This window comes from Nitrospira defluvii (genome assembly GCF_905220995.1).
In the GTDB taxonomy this organism is placed as follows: Bacteria; Nitrospirota; Nitrospiria; order Nitrospirales; family Nitrospiraceae; genus Nitrospira_A; species Nitrospira_A defluvii_C.
This window is the reverse complement of sequence record NZ_CAJNBJ010000017.1, coordinates 638141-650437: the sequence shown is the minus strand read 5'-3', so window position 1 is coordinate 650437 and position 12297 is coordinate 638141. Positions and strand designations below refer to the sequence as shown.

The window sequence follows — 12297 nt, the reverse complement described above, 5'->3', positions numbered from 1 at the left end:
CTCGCCGTATCTTTGACCCTGGGAGATCCCCCACAGTCAAAGAGGTCTACGTGCGCCCTGAACAACTCGCCTTTTTTGCCTCTGATACCCGCGCCCCGCTTCAGGAACGCGCACACGCGCGTGCGGAGCTCGAGTCGATCTACCGCCCGACCAGTTCGGAAATGCCCTCACAGGCCGACGTCGCCATGATCCGGGACGCCGTGCTTGAGTGGCAACAGGAAGAGCAATTTGCGAAGGCCCAACAGTTGGCGCCTCGTCTCGTCAGTCCTCGCGGTCCGCGTGAGCCTAAGTCCGTCATTGTCGACGAGATGAGTGGCAACGTGATCGCCGGTGGCTATTGGGAACGGTCCGGCCTCTACGGCACCGACCACCTCCGCCTCCTCGTCGAACAGATGCCGATCATTAACGGCGCGATTGTGCGTCGACAGAACCAGACCGGCCGATTTGCTCGCAGCTACGAACGCGGCCGTGATCTCTACTTTGAGGTCCGTCGCTCTGATAATCAGGACCCGGGACAAGGGAAGCGCGGACGTGAGGAGATGGCCTTGGAGCAATTCGTGCTCCATAGCGGCTGGGAACGACACCCCGTCGCAATGGCTCGCCTTGGCCGCGAACCCATTACCGCGGTCCTCCGTAAAGGTGTGCGCGACCTCTTAACGTATGGGTGTTGGGCGCTCGAGACCATGGGCACGCGCAACGGGCGGATGATCGACGGACTGTCCGTGATCGACGCCTCCACGATCCGATTCGCGTCCGAGCAGGGCTACGATGGGGACGATTCGATCATTGCCGTGCAGGTGATTAACGGCATTCCCCAGACCGCCTACAGCTACCACGATCTCGTCTACACGCTCCTGGATCCGCGCGCCGACGTGCGCAGCGGGGGCTACGGCTACGCGCCGCCGGAAATGATCGTGAAGATCTGTACCGGCTGGTTAAACGCGATGAATTACAATATGGCCGGATTCGATAAGAACGCGATTCCAAAGGGGTTGCTGACCGTCGTCGGCTCCTACGATGCCAAGCAAGCCAACGCCTTTAAGAGGCAGTGGAACGCGATGGTGAAGGGCGTGAATAACGCCTGGAGCCTGCCGGTCCTCTTTAGCGATAACAAGGACGGCGGCGCGTCGTTCGAGCGGTTCGGCATCGAATTCGACGAGATGATGTTTAGCAAATGGATGGTATGGCTCACGTCGATCATTGCTCTTGTCTATGGCATGGATCCGATCGAGCTCCACAGTGAGAGTTTTAGCGCGGGCCGCTCGAGTTTGTCTGGGAGCGATCGCGCCGAGGCGCTCGCGGACGCCAGAGACACCGGGCTCGAGCCGCTCCTTACACTGATTGAGGATACCTACACGAACGGGATCCTGGCCCGGATCGACCCGGACTTCATTCTGCGGTTTAACGGGCTCCGGCCAACGGACATGGCCTGGGAGCACGAGGTCCAGAAGCTCACGATGAGCGTCAGGCAGCTCAAAGAGCGCGAGGGCATCGAATTGTTAGGCGAGGCGTGGGAAGACGCGCCGCTCAACCCTAGCCTCCAATCTATCTACCTCCAACAGCTCCAGGCGCAGCAACAGCAACAGGCCGCCGAGCAACAACAGGCCGGCGGAGGCGCCGGACAACCCGGCGATCAACCCCCGGGCCAACCCGGATCCGACCAGACCACAAGGCAGGGCCAGGAGCAACAGGGCGGCAACGGCCAGCCAGTCGCGACTGACTCGGAGGCTCCAGAGACCGCCGACCGCGACCGGGAACAGTAGCCCGTCGCGACGGGTCCTCACGCCAGACAGCTCTCTTCACACAGCAAGAGGGAGGCGGCATCGCATCTTCCTCCCTCTTGGCCTCGCGCGAAACTCCTGCCAGAAATCAACGCGGTCTGTCCTGCCAAATCGTCCCGCCACGGCCGCCGCCGTCGCATGTTCTCACCATAACAAGGAGGTGAGAGATGGGAAAAGAAACGTTACCGGCGCCGGAGAAAGAATATCTGAAATGTCACGTAGTGGGTCCACTCCAGACCTATAAAGGGGAACGGTGTCTCCCGGTGGTCTGCAAGCGATGCCCCAAGGATCGCGCCGAAGTGCGATTAGTGAAGTATGATCAAGCGTTTATCGATAAGGGCGGCAAATATTGTTGTGGATGCAAAAATAGAGAGATCTTTTCGCTCCCAGATATCGAATATCCAAAATGTGTCGTGGTGAGTGGTCTGCTGGATAAAGAGGGGCGCCCGCATACGCACGGGAAAACGTATATCCAGGTTGTCTGCTTGGCGTGTCTGCCGGATCGCGCACAGCCTCGCCTGGTTGAATTTACTCACGCCTTTGTAAATAGCGGAGGATCACGGTGTCGATCATGCGCGAGCGGGAACAATAGGTTGCAGCATGGTATGCGCGAGACTCGCACTTATCGATGCTGGCAGGGCATGCTGGCCCGTGTTAGGCATTACCCGTACTATCTCAAGAAGGGTATTGGGCTCGAAACGCCGGAGTGGGTCTCGTTCCCCCGATTCCTGCAGGATATGGGTGAAATTCCCGACGAGAAAGTATCGCTCGATCGTATCAATGGCTCGCGTGGATACGGGTGGATCATTGGTCCTGATGGACGGCTCGTGCTCAATTGTCGGTGGGCGACCGCCGAGGAGCAGGCGAACAACATGTGCACGAATGTAATTATCACGGTCGATGGCGTTTCGCTGACCGCGATGCAGGCTGCGAGAAAGTATGACGTCGGCTATTCAGCGTTCCTGGCTCGGATCCATGCCGGCGAATCAGGCGATGATGCCATTGCCGCGCTCAAAGCACGCGAGCACACAGAGTCGCTGGCAGAAATCGCACGGCGAGAAGGGATCTCGTATAATACGTTCCGGGCCCAGATCTTTCGTGGAAAGTCGGTGGAAGACGCGCTCGCATCCATGCGACGCCATGCCACCACCTAGGACCAAGAGGGAGGCGGCATCGCTTCCTCCTCCCTCTCAGCCTCGCGCAAACCCTCTTTCTCCACGCCGATCACTCCTCGCCAGCACCTCTGCGATCCTGTCCTTCAATACCACGCCCTTGCGTCATTCCTGAACCTATCCTCCACACTAGGACGCGCGAAAAACCGTCCCAGTCGTCCCACGCGCCCCAGTCGTGCTGGACGATTTACGATTAACCCGTAAGCTAGGAGGCATGCCTAATGGAACCCAATCAATCCCCCGACTCACCGATCACCACGCCGCCCCAGGAGCCCGCGCATGACCCGGCGCCCGTCGCGACGGCTTCCGTCAAGCCCACGCGCCCGTGGCGCGGCGCCCCAACACGTCAGACCGCGGACGGTGGCATCGAACGCTATTGCCGCGTTTGCCGGCAATGGCACCCGCTCGCCGCATACCGGCCCTACGTCGTGTCGGGCTGCGCGAACACGTTGTGTCGGACGTGTGAGCGGACCGCACGGCGTCTTCGGTATCTGCGGGACCAAGATCTCGAACGCACCCGCGCTCGGGATTGGGACCGCCGGCGGCGGGCGGCCGCGAAGATTCAACACCCCGTCGCGACGGGAGAAGAGGTAAACAGTGAAGCTGACCATTCAAGCCCGGGAGCTGACCCATGCCCTTAACTCTGTGATCGGCGGGACGGACGGCCGTGGACCTATGGCCTCCGTCCTTCTCATGATCGACCCTCTCGCTCCTAATACCCTCACCCTCACCACTACCGACAACGAAATCGCCTGCCGCGCCTCGGCGCCCGTCGCGACGGCCACCCCCGGCCGGTCCTTGCTTCCGATCCGCAAACTCTACGACATCGTGCGGGCCTTGCCCGACATCCCGCTGACTATCACGATCATCAAGCACAACGCCACGCTTCTCGCGGGCTCCTCTCGCTACGCGCTCGCGGGCCTGGAACCCGACCAATTTCCAGATGTGCCTTCACCGCTCGTGGAGAACGGCGTGCAACTGGACGCGGCCCTGTGGCGTGGGATCCTCCGCCGCACGCTCTACGCGATCGGACAGACCGGCGCGAAATTCACGCTCCACGGGCTCTATGTTGAAATTGCCGGCGGCGTGCTGACGGCCGTCGCGACGGACGGGCACCGGCTCTGCCTGGAGACACTGGAGATCCCCGGGGCTGGCGATTTGGCGTGGTCCGGGATTATCCCCCGGAAGGCGATGATCCAACTCGCCAAGCAACTCGACGGCGTGGAAACCCTCACCCTCGGCATCTCCTATCAAAGGCTGGTGCATATACAAGCTGGGTCATACGCCATGACCTCTCGACTCATCGAAGGGACGTATCCGAACTGGCGCGCGCTGGTGCCCCAGAAGGCCGCGCCCAACGCGCTCACGGTCTCACGCGAGGAGCTGATCGGGGCCGTGAAGCGGGCGTCGCTGGTCACGACCAACGGAGTGATCGCTCTGGATTACACCGAAAGCGGGGCGTCGATCACGGCGCGGAGTGCGGAGCACGGGGAGGCGGAAGAGGCGCTGGCGGGGAGTTATATGGGGACGCCGTTTCGGGCCGGCTTTCAGGATAGATATCTCACGGACACGCTCGGCGCGCTCGACGGCGAGGCGGTGGTGTGTCAGCAAGACGGGCCAGCTGGTGCGCTGTCGATCGTGGATCCCGCGGGGCCCGCGTCGCGGGCGTATATCATGCCGATCCGGCTGCAGTAAGTTACTTCTCTCCCCATCACAAGGAAGGCCAGGTCATTATGGCGACACGACCCTGTCATCATCCCAACCGGACCCGCCGTCAACAGGACGCCCGCGTGCGTCAGGAGGACCGGGACACGCGCGGTCCCAAAGAACAACTGACTCGACTCGATGTTGGAGGATACAAGGCAGTCCGGGAGCGGACGAAGATCGCGAAGCAGACCTTGGCGACGAAGAAGGGGAAGGAGTAGATCATGGCGAAGAAACCGAACAAGCGACTCTCCTCCTGGGCGCGGCATAGACAGCGGATCGCTCCGACCGGGCTATTGGTCATTGTCGCCGCGGTGCGCGGAGTGCGAGGGGCGCCGGCGGACGCCTCCTACATGTATGCCGTCGATACGAGTCATCGCCGCCGGACGTCTCCACTAGTGATTCTCCCGCCGGTCTCGGTGCCCAAGGGGCACACCGTGTTACTCATTCCTGGACGATCGGAGGCGGGGGACGAGTCGAGCTATACGTTTTACCGTTCTGCTCCCAACGGAGATCGCTCAACGCTGCGCCCGATTGCGCACGTCGAACCTCTGAAGTCAGCGCACAGCAAGGTCATCGCTGTGGGGTATTATCGCGACGAGCTTGTTCCCTTGGAGTCTCGGGTCTCTGTCGTCCATCGCAGAAGTTTGCGAGAGAGAGGGAAAAGATCGCAGGCGGCGGCCCAGTGAGCGACCAGGCCGCCTGAAGAGGTCTACTTCGCCCGTTCCCGTAGCCGTTTGTCTCTCCACATTTCCGCGGTGTTATCTTCCTGGGGCTCGGCGTGCAGATGGTAGGGATTCACACAGAGCCTGACCACGCACTCATGGCCCAGGGTCAGCACGGGATTCAGTGGCCCGAACTCGGCGCAATAGGCATACCGATGGGCCTTATATTGGACGCCGATCGCGCTATACCGCCCGTAGCCGTCCTGATCGGGCTTGCCTTGCCAGATATGGCACCCGTTCTCATTCTTGACCCATTTCGTCTGAAACCGCGCCAGACACTCCTCATTCGTCAATTCCGGGTATCCCTCCCATCCCCCGTCCGGCGGCTCCACTTTCAAGGTCTGTCCCGCCAACTCCAACCCCTTCCGATGCGACTGTCGGCACACGTCCGCGACCACGCCTCTGATCGTCCCAATCCCTAAGACCAAATCTCCCTGCCGGCTCAACGCCTGGATCGCCCACGTTGCGATCATGGCCGGAAAGGACGGGGAGAACACCGCCTGGCGCTTCGGGACCGGGATGCTCGCGTCCGCCACCGGCGCGTCGATCGTGCCGGCCAGGTAGAGGTCCGTCGCGGCGTGATGTCGGACCGTGAACACTTCATCCAATCCGTCCGGACTACCCCACACCACGAGCGCTCCGTCTTCCTGGAGCAAGAACGCGAAGTTCTCCAGAGTCTCCCTGTCTAATCGCTCCTTGGCCTGATTGAGCAAGATCGCTCCCGCACTATGTGCGCTGATCCGATTCAGCCACTGTCGATCATTTCCGTCCAGCATATGCCCTCCCCATGGTTTCCTCTTGGTGATCCCTAAATCTCAACCTCTCTGGGCCGTATAACGGCCGAATGGGAGAGACACGTCCTGATGGTGAGGATGCGACGCGCTGCGTGCGATGCGGAACCCTACGTCTGCCAGTTTCACGCGAGTCCTGTCGTATTCCCTGTCAGAGATGCGGACACAAAGAATGCTGAAGGGGAGGGGAGGCTCCGAAGCTGAAGACGCTATGGACACGAATGAAGGCCACTGTGCAGGAACCCGGGCGTTATCTACGTTGGGCGCTCTAGCTGAATCACACGCAGAGCCTCTCGCTTATGGAGGCCGGCGTAAACTGGTGCCGCGGGAACCGGTGGGTGTGAAGGATCTGACGCGCCCGCACAATTTCGGATCGGTCGGTATCCGCAAATTAGGAGGGCGTGAAGGCCACGAGGACCCGGCAGAGTTCGAGTCGACCCAACGCGACTGGCTTCTTCAGAAAAGGCAATGGCCCCAGGTGGCGGCTAGTTAATCCTGCGGCTCGTCGGAGGCGCCCCACTCGCCGATCCCGTCCCAGCAGGTCAGCAGGTCGCCATATCGGGCGAGATGGCCGCGAGACAAGAGTCGATAGGCGACGGCCTTCATCGACGCCACGCCGCCGATGTCATGGAGTACCCACCCCAAACTCACGACGCAGAGCAAATACCCGCGGGCGTCTCGGGCCGCCATCGGCGGGCCGGACTCCGGCGGCACGAAGAACCCCATCGGCAACAACGTCACGATCCGGTCATATCCCCATTCGTGACACGCGTCCATCGGCACGTCCTCTTCGGCGGCGAACTGTTGATACATGTCGTCGTCAGCGAGATCCATCGTCGACAGAGTCATGCGGTCCTTTTTTCCTTTCTCGTTAGCCTCGTGGATACGGTCGGTCGTAGGTTTCGCCACGGAGCCGTTGGCGCTCCAGGGAGTCGGCAAGCGGGTGCAAGTGGCGCTCGAGCTTCGCGCTATTCTCTTCGATCTCCTTCGGCACCGATTGAGTCGGCGAGTTCTTCCAGGCCTGCTTCAATTCCTGGGTCGCGCGCTGATGTTCCGCGGTGATTCGAGCGAGGCTGCCCGTGAGCATGCCGGTAGTCTTCTTCTGGTGCTGACGTGCGTTCTCTGCCCACCAGGCCTGGGTCTGAGCATGCCAACTCCGTTCATCGGCTAAGATCTTCGCGCCTTCGATCGTCCATTGCCAGGGCAACTCCATAAGTAACGCCTGCAGCTGGTCGGCCTTCGCCACAGTTCGGGCCCCGGACGGCCAGGAGAGGGCGAGCGTCAGCGGCCCGGCCATCAGCGTGGTGGCGCCCCGGTGCGCGATCGTCCAGGCATGGACCGTCGCCCCATGGACCACGTCGCGGGCGTCCTCGGGGTGCCGCCCCATGACGGTCATGGTCGGCCATTCCACCCCGACTTGAAGTTGAACAGTCGGGCTGCTCGGAGTCGGGAGATACACCTCAATTCCATGTCCGGTCAGGGCCTCGATCAGAAGCGGCAAGAGAGCATGGTGAACGCTCTCAGTCGCGCCCGTAATCACTTGGCCATCAAGGTCAGCCGCGTGAGGGTTCAGGGTGATCCGGGGTCGCTTGGTCGCCACAAAGGCCTCGGCGATCTGCGTCGCAAACCGCTCAAGATGAGGCTGCCAGGCGCCATACGGACGCTCGTCGCCCCAGACCGGCGCGATCAGATTCACGGGAGCTGCCATCGTGGTCCGTCCCATCGGATCGGTCTTCAGCAGATACGCGCGGGACCGGGTGATGCCGTCCCAGGCCCCGCCCCAGAGCAACACGTCGTAGGTGTCGTGTTCGCTCACAACCCGGACCCCGGCCCGTTCCAGGCGGGCACCCAGCGCGCCCTGCATCGCCCGGCGGTCCCGGTAGGTCCCCATGAGCGCCTTCGACTCCGTCGGCCAGGTGATCGGCCCCACCGCCACCCGGTCGCCCTTCTGGATCGTCGTGAGCGCGGCGGCGGTCCATCGTTCAATCACCTGGCTCGCGAGAAACGCGGGCTCGTCATTCGCCTGCGCGTCCGGGGTGCCGAACAGGAGCCCGATCATGACCAGGAGGGGAAGGAGGAACGTGTGGAGCAGGACGGACATGCGGGGCACCAGGAAATACGCCGTCGCCGCCGGGCGGTCCAGTCCGTCCAGGCCATTCCCACACTGATAATCATCGTGGGTGCTTTGGAGCAACTGCCCGAGCTGTACCACCGTCTCGTATTGCTCGCGTGAAGAGAGACAACTGAACATGGCGACGTGCTCTTGAAGGGCCTGGGCTCCCACGCCGTCGAACTCCTGGCCCTGATACGGAGTGGCCTGCTCGATGGAGGGAGCGGCCAGCCATTCACGGACCTGGAGGAGGAGCACGTAGGCGGCCACTCGCTCACTTTCCGCGAAGGGGTCTGGGGCGGCGCCGACGGCTTCGATGGTCTGCTTGGCGTCCTGGATCATGTAGCCGGTCATGTGCGTGAGGACGGCGATCGGGGTGTTCATCGGGGGGACCTCCTGGGTGAGACGGGGAGGAAGTATGATAGCATGATATATATATATCATGCTATCCAAATCTGTCAAGGAGTAAGAGGGAGGACAGACGAAAAAAAGAGCAGGGACCGGCCTAATTGTGAGGCCGGATCCGTGCGAGAACAGACGGGTTGGGCGCGATCACTTGATTCACCAGGGAGGAACTAGCTATGGCACATTCAACACAGGATCACGCGAAGGAGAAGAACACCGGACCGGGGAAGGGATGGAAGACCAAGCAGAAGGCGGCGGGGGTCCGGCGGGACGCCCAGCTCTCGGCGCTCACCCAGATGGTCCGCGTGTTGGCAGGGGACTGCCTGCGACTGTCAGCGAAGACGAAAGTGTTAGAGGACGTTCTCGCGAAGCGGTGTGGGATTACCAAGGAGGACTTCGACGCCTCGACGGCGGCGGTGCTGTCGGCTGATCAAGGAGCGACCCCAACGGACCAGGCGCCGGCTCCACCGGCTCCTGTGCCCATGGGAGGTCCAACCCAGACGCCGGTGGTCGTGGATACACCCGTCGCGACGGGCGACGCGCTCGCAGCCGCCTAACGCGTCTTCTTCCCTCGCGCGAACCACTGCGTGAGGGCTTGGCGGACGATCTCTGATTGGCTCTGTCTCGTTTGAAAGGCGGCGAGGCGGAGCTGCTCAGCTAATTCCAGCGAAATATGGAACAACTTCTTGACAGGCTCGGTCTTCTTCGGTGTCATCCTAATAGCATGTTGTCCGGATAGCCTTTATGTCAATCGTTTCCTCATTCATCCCCTGATTGAACCCCTTCTTCCAGCTCTTGCGGTAGGGTGAGTACGTAGATTATTGATGGCTAAGAGGGAGGCGGTCGATGTCGCGGATATTCAAGGCGATTTTGGCGCGAAGTCGACTACAGCACGACTGGCACTGATCGCCAACGAGTTTGTCGTGTTCTAGTCGACTTCGTTCCTAGCAGCGCCCTGAATTCAAGAACTTACACGAGAGCGCTGGAACTCTTGCGGTGTGCTCTTGCGGATATGTTTAGAGCGATGCGTATGTGGCGCATTCTTGGGGGCCCCATGGCGCTCCCCAAGGTCGCCGTCCGACATCACCGGAGCACCTGCTGTCCCCCCTTCCCGGACCCCCGTGGCTTCTTTGGCCTCGCCTCTCGTCCGTTCTCTCACGCCAAGGTGCCCGCCTGGGCTGTCTCTTCTCGCTGCTGGCCTCCGTCTCTCTCTCACCTCCCGTTCTACCCCGCTGGCCTTTCTTGCCCTCGCGTGACGGCCTGCTGCTCTCTCTGCCTCTGATCGATCATCCTCCTTATCTCCTCCCTCTCGCGCTGTCATCTGTGATCCGTGGGCCCTGTGAGGCCGGGCGCTCATGTGTGCCGGTCCGGCCTGATGCGATCAGGTCGTGAGCCGTTCCCCGTGAGCCTCGTCCCGGTGAGCCCCGGTCTGAATGGGTTGACTCCGGTCTGTCCTGGCATCCCGCTCGCCGATCATCTTTCTCTCGTTCACGCGAAGGGTTTCACGCGAAACAGTCGCGACTGGCTGGATGGGTGGGAGTCCGGGTGTGAGCTGGGTCCGATCATGAGCCCTTCGGTTTGATGACCTCCCGGTGATGCTGTCCCCGGTGAGTCCTGGGTTCTAGTGAGACCAGGTCCTGAATGGATCCGTCTCTCGTTCGTTCCTCACAGGACGCAAAAGCGATCCGGGGGCGTGTGCCATTACCGACTCATGACGGAAGGACCGGGTCTGTGACAGCCTCTGCAACCTCTGTCTGAAGGCCACCTCGAAGCTGGGGAGCGCACCATGTCTTGCGAGCCCTTGACGGAGGCCATAGAGCAATCGCGGGATTCCTTGCTCGCGAAGGCAATCTGGATCTGGAGCCCTATACGATCCACCTCGAGCCGCTAAAAGGAAGCCAATTCGTGGCTCTCCGACCTCGGTCGGTCCGTTGATGTCCGGTTTGATAATGGCTGCGTGTCCTTCAAAGACGTGATCAAATTATGTACTGCCGCGATGGCTGCTCGCGCGAATGAGTATTGGGAGAGCATCACGGCCCTCCAGCCATCAGGACGGCGACGTCGCCCATCGCGAGGTTGGTGTCCCAGATGAAGAAAGACCGGGGCTCCTGGCGATCAGCGTGGAACAACATCGGCTTTGTGCGTGACGCCATGAACGTGAATGTTCCTGCGGTGATTCAAATACCGCTCGGTGTGTTCACGAAAGGTTGGGGCGGAGGTGGTCCCAGGTTAGCCGACGCCGTGATCACAATCTGATTGGCAGTGAGACGTCTACCGCTCTGATCGGCGGCGAGGCGCTCCGGGCTGACAGGCTACGAACGGCATAGAGTAGGGGATGTTGAGTATCGACTTCCAGGTAAAGGCTATGTGGAGCCATGGTTTGATTCTGGTGTAGAACGGAAGACGTACAATCCGTCGCGACGGGCCGATGATCTTGACCAGATTCCAGTTATCCAACTCGATTAGTCTTAACGTCAGCTACTGTGTGCCGCTTTATCGTCAAGGTGATGATCGCCAAGATTACGGTGGGCTTGGAGCACCGTGGCCCGACCTTCCTCGGAGCCGTCTCTGGGGACCCGGCCGGCTATGATAAAGCCTTGGTTGAAGGCACTGCCTAATTCACGCAGGACAGTGAGGGGAGATCGGCAAGGGATGGGATGAACCGTTTGTGGTGAGGGAAACGAAAATTTTGAGGAGTGGGACTACAGGCTCAGGGCCTGTTTGCCGATGATAGAGGGACAGGAGGACTTGATGATGGATAATGTAAAAGAAGACATGCTCTCGCTTGAGGCTGTCGTGAAATTGTTGTGGCAACACGACGTAGATTCGCAGGACCACTTCACTGCCGCCGCAGGCGGAGACTACGGCTTCGTCTGCGCTTGGGCACTGCCAGATGGCAGGTTTCTTGTTCTCTGTGAACACATCGGACATTCGAGCTACGCGTTGAGTGATCACTCGGACTACCTTGAGCAGTATCTGTTTCATCCGGGCCTCCTTGACGAGGTTGCTATCGCTCACAGGGCAAACGTCCTAGGAGAAGACCAGGTTGAAACCGCAGCGATGGATGATCTGGGTCCATTTGTCGTGTTGAGGACACGGCACTACGAGGTCGATGAGGAAGAATTCGAGAGAAGGGAATATAGCGACTGTGCTGGGGAGGATCTGCCGGGTGGAGCTATCAAGTTCCGTTCATATTTGGAAGCCCAGGCGTGGATTGATAGGGCCCCAGCCAGCGAACTGGACAATGACAATGATGTGCCATTGACTTACAAGATCGTTGCACTGCCCTGACCTCAGGAGGGGGTTGGCACTTGGGGGGGGCTCCCTCCTGCCCTTGTATCTGATCCGCCCCCATACTCGTATCACCCTCTCCGTGCGTCATGCATCCGAATTGACGCAGGGCGACTCTTCACTCACCGGTCTGTGAAAATAGAGTAGAAACCCTGGCTCGAGGCCATCGGAGACCATATACCTCCAGACCTTAGCCATTGACATGATGCCAATGTTATCAAAGGCTTATACAGGTCTGCCAAGATGCTCATCGGCTCATGGTGTTGGCCAATGGATAGCTTTCCCAATTGCGTCTCTTCTCATTGCGTTACCTCGCAA

General features: G+C 60.6%; 12 protein-coding genes. 7 read left to right on the top strand and 5 right to left on the bottom strand.

Features of this window, described 5'->3' with window-relative positions:
* The first annotated feature begins 50 nt into the window (after window positions 1–50).
* The 5 genes from KJA79_RS18135 to KJA79_RS18115 all read left to right on the top strand — a co-directional run bounded on the left by KJA79_RS18135 (window position 51) and on the right by KJA79_RS18115 (window position 5346).
* Entirely contained in the window at window positions 51–1763 is a 1713-nt protein-coding gene (locus KJA79_RS18135; protein ID WP_213043468.1) for a phage portal protein, read from the top strand.
* 185 nt (window positions 1764–1948) lie between these two features.
* A complete protein-coding gene (locus tag KJA79_RS18130; protein ID WP_213043467.1) occupies window positions 1949–2935 on the top strand; it encodes a hypothetical protein in 987 nt (328 codons plus the stop codon).
* 615 nt (window positions 2936–3550) lie between these two features.
* Window positions 3551–4648, top strand: a complete 1098-nt coding sequence (gene dnaN, locus KJA79_RS18125) for a DNA polymerase III subunit beta (protein ID WP_213043466.1) — start codon at window positions 3551–3553, stop codon at window positions 4646–4648.
* 38 nt (window positions 4649–4686) lie between these two features.
* Complete coding sequence (locus KJA79_RS18120) at window positions 4687–4878, top strand: hypothetical protein (protein ID WP_213043465.1); 192 nt, start codon at window positions 4687–4689, stop codon at window positions 4876–4878.
* Window positions 4879–4881: 3 nt separating this feature from the next.
* On the top strand, window positions 4882–5346 hold the full coding sequence (locus KJA79_RS18115) for a hypothetical protein (RefSeq protein WP_213043464.1): 465 nt from the start codon (window positions 4882–4884) through the stop codon (window positions 5344–5346).
* A gap of 23 nt (window positions 5347–5369) precedes the next feature.
* On the opposite strand, the gene KJA79_RS18110 is transcribed toward KJA79_RS18115, so the two are convergent.
* From KJA79_RS18110 to KJA79_RS18100, 3 genes are all read right to left on the bottom strand, one after another.
* Entirely contained in the window at window positions 5370–6158 is a 789-nt protein-coding gene (locus KJA79_RS18110; protein ID WP_213043463.1) for a hypothetical protein, read from the bottom strand.
* Window positions 6159–6662: 504 nt separating this feature from the next.
* Window positions 6663–7022 (bottom strand): hypothetical protein, encoded by a 360-nt coding sequence (locus KJA79_RS18105; RefSeq protein ID WP_213043462.1) that lies wholly within the window; start codon window positions 7020–7022, stop codon window positions 6663–6665.
* A gap of 22 nt (window positions 7023–7044) precedes the next feature.
* Window positions 7045–8667: a hypothetical protein gene (locus KJA79_RS18100; RefSeq protein WP_213043461.1), complete on the bottom strand. Its 1623-nt coding sequence runs from the start codon at window positions 8665–8667 to the stop codon at window positions 7045–7047.
* A gap of 197 nt (window positions 8668–8864) precedes the next feature.
* Here KJA79_RS18100 and KJA79_RS18095 point away from each other — a divergent pair, with 197 nt between their 5' ends.
* Window positions 8865–9245 carry a hypothetical protein gene (locus tag KJA79_RS18095; protein WP_213043460.1) on the top strand — a complete coding sequence of 127 codons (381 nt, stop codon included), beginning with the start codon at window positions 8865–8867 and terminating at the stop codon, window positions 9243–9245.
* On the opposite strand, the gene KJA79_RS18090 is transcribed toward KJA79_RS18095, so the two are convergent.
* Together KJA79_RS18090 and KJA79_RS23060 are read right to left on the bottom strand one after the other, a co-directional pair.
* Window positions 9242–9403 (bottom strand): ribbon-helix-helix protein, CopG family, encoded by a 162-nt coding sequence (locus tag KJA79_RS18090; RefSeq protein WP_213043459.1) that lies wholly within the window; start codon window positions 9401–9403, stop codon window positions 9242–9244. The genes KJA79_RS18095 and KJA79_RS18090 overlap by 4 nt on opposite strands.
* A gap of 1315 nt (window positions 9404–10718) precedes the next feature.
* Window positions 10719–10841, bottom strand: coding sequence for a hypothetical protein (locus tag KJA79_RS23060; protein ID WP_281412703.1), 123 nt, complete (start codon window positions 10839–10841; stop codon window positions 10719–10721).
* Window positions 10842–11439: 598 nt separating this feature from the next.
* On the opposite strand from KJA79_RS23060, the gene KJA79_RS18085 reads away from it, so the two are divergent.
* Window positions 11440–11979, top strand: coding sequence for a hypothetical protein (locus tag KJA79_RS18085; RefSeq protein ID WP_213043458.1), 540 nt, complete (start codon window positions 11440–11442; stop codon window positions 11977–11979).
* Window positions 11980–12297: the final 318 nt, after the last annotated feature.